Here is a 16,497-nt window from a genome sequence, read left to right on the forward strand (position 1 = left end):
CCCATCGGCGAATTTTCACTACCATCTTCATACTAATAATTTACCAATATTTATACCTTTTATCAAGTTTTGGAGCTTTCTCTACATCGTTGTATATTTTGCCATTTTATGTAGTTTTCTGCCTAAAAATAAAGGATTATGCAGAATTATGCAGAATACGTATTAAGTAAAATTTTATAAAAGATACAGATTTCCTTTTTTATTATTGCACGTTGCAGAAAAATATATCGCGGAAGTGAGTGGGTAATCAATGTTGAAAGTGATTTTTAGAAGTATTGTCTTAATTTTTGCAGCTGCTGCTTTACTAATTTCTTCCTTTGCTTCAAGCAGTGCATATTATGGAGAACCCACCTCTAAGATTATATATCAAGTAGACGGAAACCACCCACCATTTGAGTTTTCCTCCGGTAGTGAAGTATACGGCTTTGGTCTTGATATCGGCAGAATGATATTCAGTGGCGGGAATTTTAACGTGCAATATTCCTCCGATACATGGGTCAATGTATATGATCGTATAAAAAAGGGAGAAATCGATATATGTGGTTTGCTTGCTGTAACGGAAAGCCGAAAAAAGGATGTGTTGTTTACTAAACCTTTAGTAAAAACCTCCAGAGCAGTTTATGCTGCGAAGGATGTTAAAATAGAAAATATTGCTGATATTGCAGCATACAGAGTAGGTGTACAAAAGTCCGACTACTCCGAGACAATACTCCAGGATGAGCTTAACATAAAAGACTATTTCAGCTTCAACAATTTGGAGGAAAGCATCCAAGCTCTTGAGGTCGGCAAAATAGATGTTGTTTTTGGCAATCAGGAAGTAATGAACTACTTGCTTGTAAAGCATCAATTGTCCAATAAGATAATTCCCCATATTATTAATATCTATCCGACAGATTTAGCTTTCGGTGTAAGTAAAGCCAGGCCTGAGCTGATAAGCTTTATGAATGAACAAATTGAGAGGCTTCAGAAAGCTGGTCTCTATGAACAAGCCTTCCTGAAATATTTCTACACGCATTCAGAGTATTATAAGTCAAATCAGCAAAGAAAATTAGTTTACTTAGGATTATTTCTTCTGCTTGTAATGGTAACAGGGATATTATTCGTTAATATACTTATAAAGCAGCTTCGCAGGGTGATAGACAAGGCTACCAGTAATCTAAAAAAAGAGCACGAACTTCTCCGAACCACACTATTAAGCATAAGAGATGGCGTTGTAGCAGTAAACGCAAAAGGTAAAGTAACGTTTATGAATCACGTTGCGGAACAGCTTACAGGTTTTCTTGAAAAGGAAGCTTTGGACAAGCCCTTGAATGAAATACTGAATATAATAGACACAGACAGTGGAATGAGATATGAGATCCCTACAACGGAAGTGCTGCAGAAGGGATATCCTGTAAATTTCAATAATTTAAATGTACTCATATCTGAAGGAGGCTCCCATCATCTGATACTCGGCTCAGCATCGCCCATTAAGAATGATTTGGATGAGGTAATTGGTGCACTGATCGCCTTCCAGGATATATCTGAAAAGAAGCAGGCTGAGGAAACAATAAAGTATCATGAGTATTATGATAGCCTTACAGACCTCCCCAATAGAAAGCTTTTCCATGAATATCTTAATAATGCCCTTGAAAGTGCTAATCTGAATAATAACAAGCTATCTGTTCTTATGATTGACCTTGACTACTTCAAGAATATTAACGACAACTTGGGTCATCATATCGGAGATAAGCTGCTCCAGCAGGTAGCAAAGAGGCTTATAAAAGTTCTTGATAATAATGAAGTTCTTGCCCGAATGGGTGGAGATGAGTTCACAATACTTATACCTCAAATTGATGGATCTGAGCAGTCTTGCGACCTCGCCCGCAAAGCTACTGAGGAGCTGGCCTGCGTATATAATATAGATGAGCATGAGCTATACATAACCGCAAGCATAGGAATAGCAGTGTATCCAGATGATGGATCAGAATCCGCCGTTATAATGAAGCATGCTGATTCTGCCCTTTATAGTGCCAAGGAAAATGGCCGAAATACATACAGAAGTTATGAAGTAATTGATGACGAAGAGATAATAAACCGTTTCTCCTTGACAACGGACCTGCGTACAGCCATTCTGCGCAATGAAATGATTCTCTATTATCAACCTAAAATTGACAGCGTCACAGGGATGGTTATCGGAATAGAAGCGCTAATAAGATGGGATCATCCAGAGAGAGGAATCATAAATCCGGGGGTGTTCATACCTCTTGCAGAAGAAACCGGCTTGATAAGCCAATTGGATACCTGGGTACTTAGGACTGCCTGTTCGCAGTTTAATAACCTGAAGGAAATATACGGTGGGTCTTTAAGGCTTTCGGTGAACCTCTCCGCTTACCAGTTCAGAAACCATAATCTTGTGGATACTGTCACCCAGGTGCTTAAGGAGACCGCTTTCAACCCCTCAGATCTGGAGCTGGAAATCACAGAGACAACAGCTATGGAGAACATTGATTTCACAATAAAAACCTTGAATAGACTTAATGAGATGGGTGTCTGCATATCAATGGATGACTTCGGCACCGGCTATTCCTCCCTTAGCTATTTAAGATACTTCCCAATACATATACTGAAGATAGACAAATCCTTCATAAAGGATATAACAAATGACCAGAACACCAAGGTCATTGTTAAGTCAATAATAGATGTTGCTCACAGCCTGAAACTAAAAGTGACAGCAGAAGGTGTCGAGACAGTGGAGCAGCTGTCTATGCTGAAGCAAATGAGCTGCGACGAGATTCAGGGTTTCCTGATAAGCAAGCCCTTACCCCTTCTGGAATTGAAAAAGAATATGCTGCCGGTTATGGCATAAAAGGATACGGATAACACTGAAAACACGGATGTTCCACGGAATTACACGGCATATTTTATTTATATTAGTAATTAATATGGTCATTGGTATATTAGAGTTTGCCAATGACCATTTTTTATCTAAATATTCTTTTCTTTTTCCGCCGTGTGTTCAGTGTTACACGTATCTTTTTATTCTAATTGTCAACCCATATCATTATTCATGGTTGACAATTCATTTCCAACTATATATAATTAGTTCTGTAATTATCCAATTCAAATATCAGGGGGTTTAATATGCAGAAGAGATTTTCGATTAGAGACTTGAGTTACATATCATTATTTGCCACACTGATAGCAGTTTCAGGGTACATATCAATACCCCTTCCCTTTTCTACGGTGCCGGTAACTGCTCAGACTCTTGCAGTTATGCTGGCTGGTAGTTTATTGCCTGTTGAGCACACTGCTGCAAGCATTATTGTCTTTTTGTCCATGGGAGCAATCGGTATTCCTGTATTTTCCGGCGGCACTGCCGGCTTAGGCATAATTATAGGAAAGACCGGAGGCTATCTTATTGGCTTTCTTGCCGGAGCAGTTCTCATTTCAGCATTAAAGGGGAAAAAGGCTGGCTTTATGAGACTTCTCTTTGTCAATGCAATAGGCGGAATTCTCGCAGTATATGCCTTTGGTGTAATATGGCTGAACTATGTCACAGGAATAGGGATATCAAAAGCCATTATATTCGGCGCACTTCCATTTATACCCGGCGATATGGTAAAGATTGTAGTTGCAGCGCTTCTCTCCGGTCGGCTCAGCAAACACATCAATATAAATAATGACTGATTTATCCTAGAATCAGAATATCTCCTATTGTGATATTTTTTTTATCAACCGTGCCTTCTGGCAGCTCCAAAGCTATATATGCCTTACGGACAAAGCCGCTAAGCTGCCACGGTTTTATTTTTTCCTTTATCCCTATAACCCTATGATTTATATCCATAAAGACAACATCAATCGCAAACCTCATGAAGCAGGTGTGTATTGCACTGCAGCCTAAAAGCATCAATCCTTCATGAGCAGGTAGCCTTCTTTTGAACATAAGGCCCAGAAAGCGTTCCTTAAAGGTTTTAGCGATTTTCAAATTATCTACAATCATGATTTTCTTTGTTTCATTGTATAGCATAAGCTACCTCCTTATTTGGCAAAAGCTTTCATTGCTATTATCAGCACTGGTCCAATAAGCACTATAAATATTGTGGGCATAATGAATATTATCATCGGTATCAGCATTTTTATCGGTGCTTTCATAGCATTCTCCTGTGTTTTCTGCCTCCTCTTCTGTCTTACCAAAGAGGACTGAATCCTAAGAACGTTTCCTATGCTTACCCCCAATTGATCTGCCTGTAGTATGGAACCTACAAAAGTAACAAGGCTTGGCACCGGCACCCTTTCTATAAGAGACCTAAATGCGTCCCTTTTGGATACACCCACTCGCATCTCCTTCAATACAATAGCGAATTCTTCCACAAGCACTCCAGACATTTTTTCCACCAGCTTTGCAACTGCACCGTCAAAGCTTAGCCCTGCTTCAATAGATACTGTAAGAAGGTCAAGTGCATCAGGAAGACTCTTTTCTATTTCCTTTTGCCTCTCAACAATCTTATGCTTCAGATAGTATTTAGGCAAAATATTGATTATGCCTAACAATGAGCCTAGAATGACCAACACCTTAAGCAAAGCTGCATCCATTACAATCCACAGTAAAGCAGCAGCTGCAGCAGAAGCACAAGTGAAGCATATTTGAAAAAAGACAATGCCCCCTACGGTTATTCCCTTTGGGTTTCCTGCCTCCTTTATTCTCCTTTCCATCTGATTATAATAGTTCTTTGGTGTAATCCTGTCCAAGAAGCTATTAGCCTTACCCAGCGCAGGTGTTATTACCCTTTCTGAAAATGAGCCCTCCTGTGTACCCGGCACTTTCTCGTTGGCATGCACAAAGTTTTTTATCCTACTCTGTATATTCAGCTTATTCCTGAAAAGCATGCTTAGCAGCAGCACCATAGAAAAGCTGACAGTTGCAAATGTACCTATGATTATAGCCGTAAGCATAATTACACCTCTATTCTTATGATTCGCCTGATTAGGAATATCCCTATACCCTGCATAAGTGCAGCCAATGCCAGCATTCCCCACCCTATCGGATCTCCAAATAACGTCAAAATATATGAAGGGTTGATTAAGTAAAGTAAAATACCAAGAGCTACAGGCAGCAGGGATATTATCATTCCTGAAACCCGGCCTTGTGCTGTAAGTATTTTGATCTCTCCTTTTATCTTTATCCTCGAACGAATTGTTTCGGAAATGCTGTCCAATATTTCTGAAAGATTGCCACCTATTTGCCTTTGTATAAGCACTGCCATTATAATAAGCTCCAAGTCCTTACTTTGAACTCTCTTGCTTAAGCTTTCCAATGCCTTTTCTGTATTTACCCCCAAATTTATTTCCTTTAATATCTGCTGGAATTCATGGGAAATAGGCGGAGGCAGCTCTCTTGCCGCAGCGTCAACTGCTTGTAAAAAGCTATATCCTGACTTTAGAGTATTTGATATCAGTGCTAACGTATCCGGAAGCTGTTGGTCAATCTTCTGTATGATATTCTTTTTCCTTGAATTTACATAAATTAGCGGAGCACAAGCGGCAAGTGACGCTAAAGCAATTGAACCCACAAGGTTTTCTGTAAATACGAGGAAAAATACAGCTGCTGCTAAAAAGATCATTATATTTATTGCTATATACTCTTCCGATTTTAGCGGTAAATGCGCTTGAACTAGCTGGATTTCTATTTTCTCCTTATACCTGCTTCCCCATTTGCTTTTTCCGAGAGTTTTGCCAAAAGCAAGCATACCATCGCGCCAGAATATCTCCTTTTCTCTTTCAGGCTTTTCTTTATTCTTCTCCGGGTTAAGATAGTTCTTCAATCTGCTAGTTACATTTCTTCTCCCTGAAAAATATTCGCATAGCAAGTATATGACAAGTATCAAGCTCATAAAAAATATCAACAGTAAAAACTCCAGCATGTTGAAACCCCTCTTTTCTCATACCTGATTGAACAGGTCGTTTGGTAAAGGCACCCTGGTATTCGCAAGCTTTTCCATGAATTTAGGCCTGATGCCGGTAGCAGTAAAGTTGCCCGTGATTCTTCCTTTTTCATCCGTTCCCTTTTCGTTGAATACAAATATGTCCTGAAGTATAATTGTATCCTTCTCCATACCCTGCACTTCTGTAATATGTGTTATCTTTCTGCTGCCATCCTTCATCCTGCTCTGCTGTATTATAATATCTATTGCCGAAGATATCTGCTCTCTGATAGCTCTTACTGGTAGGTCCATTCCAGCCATAAGCACCATTGTTTCCAACCTGGCAAGCATATCTCTTGGTGAATTGGAGTGACCTGTAGTGAGAGAACCATCATGACCTGTATTCATTGCTTGCAGCATGTCCAAGGCTTCTCCGCCTCTAACCTCGCCTATTACTATTCTGTCAGGCCGCATTCTAAGAGAATTTTTTACCAGGTCTCTTATATTTATGGCTCCCTTTCCTTCAATATTGGCAGGTCTGCTTTCAAGCCTTACTACGTGCTCCTGACGGAGCTGCAGCTCTGCTGCATCTTCTATGGTTAATATTCTTTCGTCATCAGGAATAAAGGAAGAAAGTATATTCAAGGTTGTAGTCTTACCACTGCCGGTGCCTCCTGATACTACAATATTAAGCCGTGCCTTAATGCACGCCTCAATAAAGACTGCCATATCCGAGGTCAAAGTGCCATAGGATATCAGGTTGCCCACTTGCAGAGGCTTCTTGGCAAACTTTCTGATAGTTATTGTCGGTCCATTAAGGGCCAGTGGCGGAATTATTGCATTTACTCTGGAACCATCAGGAAGTCGTGCGTCAACCATAGGAGAGCTCTCATCTATTCTTCTTCCCAAGGGTGATACTATCTTTTCAATGATTCTCATCACATGCTGGTTATCTTCAAAGAATGTATCGACTATCTCAAGGCGCCCCTTTTTTTCCACGTATATTTGCTCTGGTCCATTGACCATTATCTCTGATACTTCCTCATCCAGAAGATACTTGCTTATTGGACCGAAGCCTATTGATTCGTCTATAATATAGTTAATCATAGACTGACGCTCAGTGCGCGAGAAATGCAATTCCTTCTCTTTTAGGGTCTCCTCCACTATATCCGCTATTTCTGCATTTAGCTTTTGCTCGTCATCTTCCCTGCCCAGCATCCCAGTGTCTATTCTTTCAATGATTTTCTTATGTATTGCGCTTTTGACATCACCAAGAGGATCCTCTTTCTTCGTCTCCCTGCTTGATTGTCTGCCTTCCAACAGCACTTCACTTTTTTCCTGTTCCATCCTCTTAAGTAAGCTCATATGATCGCCTCCCGGGTATTCCTATATGGTCTGGTTTCGCGTTTCGAGTTTCGAGTTGCGAGATTTAGAAGAGTCTTCGAAGACTTGCCCCAATACGCGTAACCCGTAACGCGTATCTCGTGACCTCCACAGAGCCCTTCCCATTATGCCTAGAACATCGCTGCAAATAAACTCTTTTTCACCTTTTCGTCACCTATTATGCTCTGGGCAAGCTTACAAATCTTTTTTGACACCGGCGATGATCTTCGATGTGATACTAGAGGGTGTCCATTGTTTACCGATACAGTTACTGATGCTACGTCATCCGGTATCATTACCCAAATGCCCACTCCAAGAGCACTTTCAAAATCTGTGTGATTTATTCCAAAGCTTTCATTTGACTTATTTACTACAATTCTAACCTTCTCATTCGGGTAATTAAGTGATTTCATAACCTCAAGCCCGTTTTTAGTGTTTTTTATAGATGGTAGGTCAAGGGTTGATACATATATTATCAAGTCCGACATATCCAGAGCAGTTATTACAATATCATTAAAGCCATGGGAGGTATCAATGATTATATAGTCATACCTGCCCTTTAGATGATCAATTATCTTATTTATATGATCTGCAGTAACATACTCGGCATTTTCAGGTCTAATAGGTGCAGCCAGCACCTTTATCCCCGAATAATGGGTAAGAAGGTATTCCTCCAATAAACCTGGGTCCTGCTCAATGTTGGCAAAATCTTTAACCAACTCTGTTATTGAGTTCTTGACATATAAGTTCAAGCATATTGCAACGTCCCCAAACTGCAAATCAAAATCCAGCAATGCAACCTTTTTACCCGTCAGGTTTGAAAGCGCTACAGCAAGATTAGTCGCTACAGTGGTCTTACCCACTCCCCCCTTAGTTGAAAAGATGCTTATTATCTTTGATTCTACTTTATTTGCAGAAACACTGCTTATCTTTCTCTTCTTGCTCATATCCAGCTCATATACACGTCTTACGGTATCCACCAGTTCTTTTATACCAAAGGGCTTCACAACATAGTCACGAGCTCCCGCAGACATTGCCCTCTTTATATATTCACCTTCACCTTGGATAGACATCATTATTATAGAAGATTCCACACCTTCTTCAGTTAAGGTCTGTGTGGCTTTTATCCCATCCATTTCAGGCATGTTAATGTCCATAAGCACAACATTAGGTTTCTTATCCTTTACAACTGCTATAGCTTCCATTCCATTTTTAGCTTCCCCAACTATAACTATATCCTTATCAAAGTTCATTATAGCTGCAATGTTATCTCTCGTCTGCTCAGAATCATCGACTATAACAACCTTTATTTTATTTTCCATAATATCACCCTCTTGCTCCCTGACTTATTAATTTTCAATTTTACCTTTAGGTACTACCATATCATCCTTTATCACTCCATTAGTCTGTATGCTGTTACTATCTGCCGCCGGCTTCAAGGCAAGCCTCAATACACCGCTTTCATCAGCAAGTACAAGCCTTTCGGCTTCCTCCAAGGTCACGGCAAGCGTCACACTGGCAGGAAGCTTCTTGTCTTCTTCCTTCATAACCTGCATGCTCTGACCTACCCCCAAGACCTGCACATTCTGCAATATAGCCTTTGTATATTTAGGATAATATATCTTCCTTCCTCCAATATCCAAATTTGATTCTTCAAAGGTTGCAAGTACATCCACATAATCACCCGGTATTATAAAATCTCCTACTTCTGTAACTTCATTTACTCCTATAGTTACAGCACGCTTTCCCTTGGGAACCAAAAACGCCATATTGGTTTTCTCTCCTGTATAAAGCCTGTCCAGCAATATTGCCTCACCTTTTATAATTCTTTCCTTTGTTAGCTTCCCTACTATCTGGCTCTTGTCCGACAAACCCATTGTTATTTCAGAGTTCTTGGTTAACTGCACCTTTATCAGCATTTCATCCTTAACTACCGTCCTTGCAGGAATCTCCAATCTTGCAGCATATACTTCTATATATTCAATATCTGTCTTTCCATCTTCCAGCCTTGAAATATAGAAGTACAGCAATAAGCTTGTAACAATTGCCATTATAACTGCCAGTAGAAGTATCTTCTTATTAAGTCTTTCCATTTGCATCACTCCCATTACTCGACCAATTTTGTACCGAACAAGCCATACCCCACTCCAGTTTCATCAATTACTCCCTCACCAATAATCTTTATAAATCGCCCTGTTATCTCTGTTTTTCCATTTTCTTTCACAACATTATCCAAAAAGAAAGCTGCAAATCCAACAATCTTCACAGTACTTCTACCGGAAATACTAAAAGAATCAATTACCGGTATCTTTATTAACCTCGGGCAGTCCACTTCAAGCTGTGAAAGATCCTCTCCATGCTCGTGGAAATCAGAACCCAATAATTCACTTATGCCATCAAAGGTAGAGCCATCCATATTCCCAGTCTCTGTCTCTATCTCATCTCCTACTTTTAGCGCGTGAACATTGTACCCATTTATTAAGTTGTTTCTATATGTAGAAGATCCAGTTCCCCCTAGAGCTATCGCGCCATAGTTGCCTGTGGTTCCCCCGCCTCCGCCATTTTTCAGAGTATAGGTTTCACCATATATGAACTCCTGATCTTCAACTCCGAAGGGGCGAATACCCTTCATAGCAGCAACAGGTCCTGTTACCGCTGTGGCTTTAGCTCCAACATCAGCACTAGATATGCTGAAGATTTTTGCAAAATATAATGAAACTGACTTATTGCTATTTACTGTAACCTTTCGGTTGCTCTCCTGAATATCAATAGTAAGCTCCTCAGGAGGTACGCCATTGAAATTGGAGTACTTGTATGCCTCTTCGAGCATCTTTTCCTGCCCTTCCTCATATACAGATACAGCTGCCAATGCAACAGAGTCTACTGTATTCTGCAGCTTGCTCTTTTCCAGATAGAGCAGTCCTGCATCCACAGTTAGCGTCATCAAGCCTATGATAACAGTAATCATAAATAAAAGAATTATTGAACTGCTGCCTTTTTTATCTTTTACATATTTAATAGGTAGTAAAATATTCTTCATATTACTCCACCCTCATATAAGTATTCGCTTCCATATCAAATGGATTTGAAACAATGCTGCTTATAACTGGAGCATATATCACCAGCTTATACTTCACGCATACCCTGACATCCTCTCCAGTTACCCTTGCTCCGTCTCCAGGTGTCATTATTATCTGCAAATCGCTTACATTCAATATATTGACCTTGCTGGTTACATTTGCCTGTATCTCAGCATCTGTTTTACCTATGGATGCCAGCCTTGCCCCCTCCATTGATGCGTGTGTTACAAGAAGGTAGGAGCCAAATATCCTTGAGAATTCAACCATGCCCATAAAAAGCATTATAATAATAGGTAAAATCAGTGCCATCTCAACCATAGACTGGCCCTTTTTATTCAGTTTCATGGCTTATCTCCTCTCATAAGTCCTGTCCCTTTAGATAAAATGACCCTACCTGTTTTAACCAAGTAGGGTCGGGTTGCTGGTCATATATCAGCCTGATGGTAAGCTACCGGCACTGATGCTGTTATATTGCGCCTGTGATTTGTGTGAATACTGCTTCTATATCATCTTGTAAGAACCCAAGCGCGCCAATAAGAAGTACGGCAACCAAGCCTATGATTAGTGCATACTCTACCATGCCCTGTCCTTTTTTGTCCTTTAAAGTTTCCTTTATGTTGTACCAATAATTATACAACTTTGTAATCATCTAAATCGCCTCCTATATTTTTCTGTTTATGACTATATTTTACTCATAATTATGCATGACTACTATCCAGCAAAGTACTCATTTTTTATGCAGTACAAGTACCCACGTCATGAGGACAACTACCCACCCGTATATATATGCAGGTCCTATGAATAAAATAAAAAGTACTATGAGTTTTCATAGTACTTTTTACAGGTATACTATAGGTAATTTGACACATGTCTAGGCCATTATACATATGTTTGCTATATTCTTTATAAAGTCTGCCGATGCGGCTTAGACCAATCTTTCAAAGGTTTTTAGCAGCCTTAGAAAATGATTTGCCTCTCTTGTCACATGATCTGACAGCAGAGGAGGTATCAAGGACTTAATCCTGCACTTCAGTATTCCCTCTGTACCCTGCACTTTAAAGTTTCTAAGAGCTGTTACATCTTTGAGGCTTTCCTTTGTAACCTCCGGGACCAGGTCTGAATGATCTTCAACATGCTCTGTCTTTTCCTGGAGTCTGTCAAACTCCTTTGCAAAGGCATTAGCAGTGTTGAATAGCTTTTCCTCTTCCGGATCCAGATATCCCCTGATGAACTTGCTATGCTCACCCATTATATGGTTCCAGAAGATTTCCTCTTCAATAACTTCCTTTACGCTGTCAATAGCGTCTCTTCTCTCCAGCTTTTCAAGCAGCTTGACATAATACTGACTCTCTTCAATGACATGCTCAAGCATGCTTGGGTAGGTGTAGCTGAAAGCCTTACACTCCAAAACGTTTTTCAAAAGCTTGGTCTTAAAAGCAATAGCAGCCTTAGTCATACCCATAGCCTTTATGTTGAGTTCTTTTACCTCTTCCAGAAGCCCATTAACGTTTTCATTCCTTTTATCCGCTTTGAGTTCAAGCTCCCTTCTAGTCAGATCCGTGTTTATCGGAATACCAGTCAAGAACTGAGTTTTCAGCTCAGCAGCTAAAGTAAAGTCAGTAATCAGCTCATCTGAAGCAAGCACTTCGTGGCTTACAGCTCTATCTGCCAGTTCAATCGCTTCAGACAGCAGTTCCTCAAAGCTGTTTTTCATAGCAACTAATTTGTTTGCAATTGCGCGGTCTCTGGGAGGCAGAGAAGCTGCCGCAAAAATTGCATGTTCTTTTACTATCCTGAGAAAAAACAGATTTGTCTCTAGTGAATGCCTGATATATTCCTTATCAGATAACACAGTATCCCCCTTTTCTTTGCATATTTCTGCGATACAATATCATTACCATAATATTCCTAAGAACTATATATATTACAGTTTATTAATATTCAGACTAATTTTAGGGCAGTATAATCCTACAAGCTGTAAAGCTGTTTAATATTATTCAATTAAGTTTTAAAAAAACGGTGTTTTGAAATAAGATGTTCTATAGGTTCTGCTACACTGCACGTGGATTCCCACGAGCAGCCCGCAGAAAAGAAAATCTAATTTCAAACTCACCTCTGGGAGGGCTTATAATGCTTGATGGAAAACTGGTGAGATTGAGAGAATACAGGAAAGAGGATATAAGCCTTAAGCTTAGCTACGGCAATGACCCTGAGGTACTGAGATATATGGAATCCGGTATCCCCTATCCAACGACACTTAATGAAGAACTCAGATGGTTTGATTCGATTTCTGCTTTTAAGGATTCTTACAGGTTTGCGATTGAAACTATAGAAGGCAGCCATTATATCGGCGACTGCGGCTTTAACAGTATTGATTGGAAAAACAGTGTAGCCAATGTTGTGATTTTGATAGGCAATAAAGAATACTGGGGCAGGGGTTACGGCACAGAAGCCATGCAAATCCTGCTTTTCTTTGCTTTCAATCAGATTAATGTAAATAAAGTCCGGCTAAATGTTTACTCCTTTAATGAAAGAGCGATAAAAAGCTATGAAAAGTGTGGGTTTAAAAGGGAAGGGGTATTAAGGAATGAAATCTTCAGAGACGGCAAATACTACGATACTATCGCACTAGGCATAATGAGAGATGAGTACATAGGTAAATAACAGCACAATGCCAGGCACCTCAAAATGCCTGGCATATGTTTAGCTTGCTTCTCTATATAATCTTTCAAGTATAACTTTTTGTTCTTCAATGCTTCTTTTCACATCAATTATCCTTTGATTCTTGGAGCCCCTGTAGGTAAGACCCAAATCCTTGAGTTCTTCCATGTAAGGTCCGTCAATAAGCATGTCAGTGAGTCTCAATAGCTTTATATGGCTTTCGTATTTGCTTTGCATTATCTCCTCAAAGGTAAATCCTGTATAGCATACTATATTCATATTTAATTCCTTAAGTTTTTCTGCAATATGTATGAAGGCTTCCGCCTGCAGAAGGGGTTCCCCTCCAGAGAAGGTCACTCCATCTATGTATCTGCTCTGCTTAATATCTTCAATAAGACTATCTGTGTCTACCGCATAGCCTCCATCCAAAGCATGGGTGTCGGGGTTGTGGCAGCCCTTACAGCCATGGGTACAGCCCTGAGCGAAAATCACATATCTAAAGCCGGGGCCGTCCACTACGCTTTCTTTTACAATACCGGCTACTCTCAATTCCATAATGATGCCCCCAATATGTTTAGCACTAAATCCTTAAAATAATAGTTCAATAGTGCGAAACGTTTTCATTAATTTAGTCCATTCGTGCAGCAAAGCTGCATCGCTGAGAGGCAATACCTTGCCTTGAAGGGACCTAATATGTATGCTTTATTCTATCTGCAAGTTCAGCCTGTTTGGCATCATTAAACCTATCAATTGTAGACAGGTAGCCTGTAATCCTCCTGATTCTTCTTATGTCGTCACTTCCGCAGCTCACACAGTTATTGTCTATTATTCCAGACACACCGCAGTTTCTGCATTCATCTATAGGGAAGTTGATCCCCGCATAACCAATATCGCATTTTGCCATATGCTTTAATATCTTCTCAAAAGCCTGCAGGTTGCTTTTCGGTGAAGAAGGCAGCTCTACATAAGAAATATGTCCCGCTCCACATAGCTTATGGAAGGGAGCTTCCTTTTCTATCTTATCAAATATACTTATCTGATAGTTGACGGGGATGTGGAAAGAGTTGGTGTAGTATGCTTTATCAGTAACTCCCTTTATTACTCCGAATTCTTTCCTATCCTTCTCAATAAATCTTCCGCTGGTTCCTTCAGCAGGAGTAGCATAGGCCACAAAATTCAGGTCATATTTCTCGGAATAGTTGTCAGTAGCTTTTTTAATACCCTCAATTATTTGGTAACCAAGCTTCCATGACTCCCCGTCCTCTCCGTGATGCTTGCCTGTAAGCACAATAAGGGTCTCTGCAAGTCCTATGAAGCCTATCGCCAAGGATCCGTTCTTTATTGATTCCCTTATCTCATCCTGATCCTTAAGGTTTTCAGAGCCCATGTAAAGCTTCTGTCCCATTAAGAAGGGAAGGTCTTTCACCTTTAGAGCAGCTATGACGTTGAATCTATGTACCAGCTGTCTGCTGCACAAATCCAATAATTTATCCAATTCAACAAAAAACGCATCTATATCCTTTGTTCTCAAAGCCAGCTTGGGAAGATTGATAGTTACCGGTGTAATGTTTCCCCTGGTTGAAGATTTTTCAGCTCCATGCCTGTTTGCAATAACTCTTGAACGGCAGCCCATATATGCAACCTCGTCCCCGTATGCCTTATTGAAGCTGGCATCCATAAAGCTGAAGGTTGGGTTCATTCTTCTGGACGCAACATTTATAGCTAGCTGGAACAAATCATAATTGGGATCTTCAGGGTCCATATTTACCCCTTCCTTCAACCTGAATACCAGATTGGGGAATATAGGGCTTTCACCTTTTCCCAGACCTTTATCAAAGGCTTTGAGCATTGCCTCGCTCACTTTTCTTCCTTCAGGAGTAGTGTCAGTACCTATGTTTATGCTGCTGAAAGGCACCTGTGCACCAGCCCTGCTGTGCATTGTATTGAGATTATATACCAAGCCTTCCATCGCCTGAAATATCTCATTATTAGTAGTATCCGGGCATTGTTTTCTTATCACCTCAGCCATGCTCTTATCAAAATGAGGAAAACTCTGTCCTCCGAACATATCGTTCTGATTGCTCTGCAGGATTATAGCAGCCTGAGCTGTTGCAGAGCCTATCCTTTTCGGTGGTCTTATAAAACCATAACCCGTATTGAAGCCCTTTTCCAAAAGTGTAGTAAGATCTATCTGAAGGCAGTTTAATGTCTTGCCATAATAATCTAAATCATGTATGTGAATATCTCCTGCAAGGTGAGCCTTGCTCATTTCCTCTGGAATCACATTATTAAGATAATAATGCTTGCTGGCTGCCGAAGCAATCTGCAGCATCTTTGCGGATGGTGAATTCCCGACATTGGCATTATCCCTGCTAGTTTCTACCAATATGTCCTTTACTACATCCATCAACTCGCTTTTTGTATCTCTTATCCTTGTCCTTTTGGACCTATATAATATGTATGTTTTAGCAGTCTTTGCATGGCCTGTCTCAATCAACACTTTTTCAACAGCATCCTGGACTGTTTCCACATCAGGTATTTCTTCCTTGTTTGTTTTGAAAAGATAGGAAATTACTCTTTCAGTGAGATTTTCCGCGGTTTCGTAGTCCTCCCCTCCTACCTGCCTTGCTGCTTTGAATATTGCACTGGTAATTTTCTCTTTAGTAAAGTCTACTACTCTGCCATCCCTTTTGCGTATCTTTGTGAACATTCAATTTCCCCCTATCTTTCGTTTATTAGTTTGTTGAGCTCCTCCAAAAAAGTATTAATATCCTTGAACTGTCTATAAACCGAAGCAAATCGCACATATGCGACATCATCTATTTTTTTGAGCCGGTTCATCACCATTTCACCAATTTTCTTGCTGTCTATTTCCTTCTCCATTGAATTGTAAAGCTCTTTTTCAATATCATCCGCAATTGCTTCAATCTGGGAGATTGATATGGGCCGCTTTTCACAGGCTCTCAGAAGTCCGTTCATCATTTTGCTTCTCTGATAGACTTCTCTGCTTCCGTCTTTCTTGACAATAATAAGAGGCATTTCTTCAATTTTTTCGTAGGTAGTAAATCTCTTTGCACATTTTTCGCATTCTCGCCTTCTTCTTATTGCCGCTTCTTCATCAGTTGGCCTTGAATCTACGACCTTGCTTTCACTGTAACCACAGTAAGGACATTTCAAATGCATCCCCCCCTCTTCTAAGTATATGGAAGATTCTGTCGTAATAATAGGGTTTATACTACTATTTGTATGAGTCTCTGTTCCTATTTTTGCATCAATATATTGTGCTATCTAATATTATATTATACATAATGTAGTAAAATCACTCTTCTGATTGTACCAAAATAATGAAATACTATATGCTACCTCTGCTATCCTTTACCAATCTCATTTTGTCATAATAATGAAAATTTTGGAGGTACGCATAACGCACAAAATTTGTGCGCTTATGCTTCCTTAGTGTGTTTCGCAGA

Annotated in this window: 16 protein-coding genes; 3 read left to right on the forward strand and 13 right to left on the reverse strand. The window is 40.0% G+C overall.

Going from position 1 to position 16,497, the window contains the following annotated elements:
• The first annotated feature begins 250 nt into the window (after positions 1–250).
• Positions 251–2,848, forward strand: a complete 2,598-nt coding sequence (locus VEB00_03140) for an EAL domain-containing protein (GenBank protein ID HYF82008.1) — start codon at positions 251–253, stop codon at positions 2,846–2,848.
• Positions 2,849–3,123: 275 nt separating this feature from the next.
• Entirely contained in the window at positions 3,124–3,669 is a 546-nt protein-coding gene (locus VEB00_03145) for a biotin transporter BioY (GenBank protein HYF82009.1), read from the forward strand.
• Position 3,670: 1 nt separating this feature from the next.
• Here the strand turns inward: VEB00_03145 and VEB00_03150 are convergent, their stop codons facing one another.
• From VEB00_03150 to VEB00_03195, 10 genes are all read right to left on the reverse strand, one after another.
• Positions 3,671–4,009 carry a DUF192 domain-containing protein gene (locus tag VEB00_03150; GenBank protein HYF82010.1) on the reverse strand — a complete coding sequence of 113 codons (339 nt, stop codon included), beginning with the start codon at positions 4,007–4,009 and terminating at the stop codon, positions 3,671–3,673.
• Positions 4,010–4,020: 11 nt separating this feature from the next.
• Entirely contained in the window at positions 4,021–4,935 is a 915-nt protein-coding gene (locus VEB00_03155; GenBank protein HYF82011.1) for a type II secretion system F family protein, read from the reverse strand.
• 2 nt (positions 4,936–4,937) lie between these two features.
• Positions 4,938–5,903 carry a type II secretion system F family protein gene (locus VEB00_03160; protein HYF82012.1) on the reverse strand — a complete coding sequence of 322 codons (966 nt, stop codon included), beginning with the start codon at positions 5,901–5,903 and terminating at the stop codon, positions 4,938–4,940.
• Positions 5,904–5,921: 18 nt separating this feature from the next.
• Positions 5,922–7,268 carry a CpaF family protein gene (locus tag VEB00_03165; GenBank protein HYF82013.1) on the reverse strand — a complete coding sequence of 449 codons (1,347 nt, stop codon included), beginning with the start codon at positions 7,266–7,268 and terminating at the stop codon, positions 5,922–5,924.
• A 149-nt stretch (positions 7,269–7,417) separates the two neighbouring features.
• The gene (locus VEB00_03170; protein ID HYF82014.1) at positions 7,418–8,608 is read right to left on the reverse strand and encodes a response regulator; all 1,191 of its coding nucleotides are present in this window, start codon (positions 8,606–8,608) and stop codon (positions 7,418–7,420) included.
• 27 nt (positions 8,609–8,635) lie between these two features.
• Complete coding sequence (gene cpaB / locus VEB00_03175) at positions 8,636–9,379, reverse strand: Flp pilus assembly protein CpaB (protein HYF82015.1); 744 nt, start codon at positions 9,377–9,379, stop codon at positions 8,636–8,638.
• 14 nt (positions 9,380–9,393) lie between these two features.
• The gene (locus VEB00_03180; GenBank protein HYF82016.1) at positions 9,394–10,326 is read right to left on the reverse strand and encodes a Tad domain-containing protein; all 933 of its coding nucleotides are present in this window, start codon (positions 10,324–10,326) and stop codon (positions 9,394–9,396) included.
• A gap of 1 nt (position 10,327) precedes the next feature.
• Positions 10,328–10,711, reverse strand: a complete 384-nt coding sequence (locus VEB00_03185) for a TadE family protein (protein ID HYF82017.1) — start codon at positions 10,709–10,711, stop codon at positions 10,328–10,330.
• A 121-nt stretch (positions 10,712–10,832) separates the two neighbouring features.
• Positions 10,833–11,015, reverse strand: a complete 183-nt coding sequence (locus tag VEB00_03190; GenBank protein ID HYF82018.1) for a Flp family type IVb pilin — start codon at positions 11,013–11,015, stop codon at positions 10,833–10,835.
• Positions 11,016–11,291: 276 nt separating this feature from the next.
• Positions 11,292–12,218, reverse strand: a complete 927-nt coding sequence (locus tag VEB00_03195; protein HYF82019.1) for a DUF2935 domain-containing protein — start codon at positions 12,216–12,218, stop codon at positions 11,292–11,294.
• Between the two features lie 278 nt (positions 12,219–12,496).
• Between VEB00_03195 and VEB00_03200 the strand changes: the two genes are divergently transcribed.
• Positions 12,497–13,030 (forward strand): GNAT family protein, encoded by a 534-nt coding sequence (locus tag VEB00_03200; protein ID HYF82020.1) that lies wholly within the window; start codon positions 12,497–12,499, stop codon positions 13,028–13,030.
• Positions 13,031–13,069: 39 nt separating this feature from the next.
• Here the strand turns inward: VEB00_03200 and nrdG are convergent, their stop codons facing one another.
• The 3 genes from nrdG to nrdR all read right to left on the reverse strand — a co-directional run bounded on the left by nrdG (position 13,070) and on the right by nrdR (position 16,204).
• The gene (gene nrdG / locus VEB00_03205) at positions 13,070–13,582 is read right to left on the reverse strand and encodes an anaerobic ribonucleoside-triphosphate reductase activating protein (protein HYF82021.1); all 513 of its coding nucleotides are present in this window, start codon (positions 13,580–13,582) and stop codon (positions 13,070–13,072) included.
• A gap of 133 nt (positions 13,583–13,715) precedes the next feature.
• A complete protein-coding gene (gene nrdD / locus VEB00_03210; protein ID HYF82022.1) occupies positions 13,716–15,737 on the reverse strand; it encodes an anaerobic ribonucleoside-triphosphate reductase in 2,022 nt (673 codons plus the stop codon).
• Between the two features lie 11 nt (positions 15,738–15,748).
• On the reverse strand, positions 15,749–16,204 hold the full coding sequence (gene nrdR, locus VEB00_03215) for a transcriptional regulator NrdR (GenBank protein HYF82023.1): 456 nt from the start codon (positions 16,202–16,204) through the stop codon (positions 15,749–15,751).
• Positions 16,205–16,497 lie beyond the last annotated feature (293 nt).

Source organism: Clostridia bacterium (assembly GCA_035628995.1).
In the GTDB taxonomy this organism is placed as follows: domain Bacteria; phylum Bacillota; class Clostridia; order Lutisporales; family Lutisporaceae; genus BRH-c25.

Coding starts and splice junctions, on each gene's coding strand:
- VEB00_03140 (HYF82008.1), top strand. CDS start 251: ATGTTGAAAGTGATTTTTAGAAGTATTGTCTTAATTTTTGCAGCTGCT.
- VEB00_03145 (HYF82009.1), top strand. CDS start 3,124: ATGCAGAAGAGATTTTCGATTAGAGACTTGAGTTACATATCATTATTT.
- VEB00_03150 (HYF82010.1), bottom strand. CDS start 4,009: ATGCTATACAATGAAACAAAGAAAATCATGATTGTAGATAATTTGAAA.
- VEB00_03155 (HYF82011.1), bottom strand. CDS start 4,935: ATGCTTACGGCTATAATCATAGGTACATTTGCAACTGTCAGCTTTTCT.
- VEB00_03160 (HYF82012.1), bottom strand. CDS start 5,903: ATGCTGGAGTTTTTACTGTTGATATTTTTTATGAGCTTGATACTTGTC.
- VEB00_03165 (HYF82013.1), bottom strand. CDS start 7,268: ATGAGCTTACTTAAGAGGATGGAACAGGAAAAAAGTGAAGTGCTGTTG.
- VEB00_03170 (HYF82014.1), bottom strand. CDS start 8,608: ATGGAAAATAAAATAAAGGTTGTTATAGTCGATGATTCTGAGCAGACG.
- cpaB (HYF82015.1), bottom strand. CDS start 9,379: ATGGAAAGACTTAATAAGAAGATACTTCTACTGGCAGTTATAATGGCA.
- VEB00_03180 (HYF82016.1), bottom strand. CDS start 10,326: ATGAAGAATATTTTACTACCTATTAAATATGTAAAAGATAAAAAAGGC.
- VEB00_03185 (HYF82017.1), bottom strand. CDS start 10,711: ATGAAACTGAATAAAAAGGGCCAGTCTATGGTTGAGATGGCACTGATT.
- VEB00_03190 (HYF82018.1), bottom strand. CDS start 11,015: ATGATTACAAAGTTGTATAATTATTGGTACAACATAAAGGAAACTTTA.
- VEB00_03200 (HYF82020.1), top strand. CDS start 12,497: ATGCTTGATGGAAAACTGGTGAGATTGAGAGAATACAGGAAAGAGGAT.
- nrdG (HYF82021.1), bottom strand. CDS start 13,582: ATGGAATTGAGAGTAGCCGGTATTGTAAAAGAAAGCGTAGTGGACGGC.
- nrdD (HYF82022.1), bottom strand. CDS start 15,737: ATGTTCACAAAGATACGCAAAAGGGATGGCAGAGTAGTAGACTTTACT.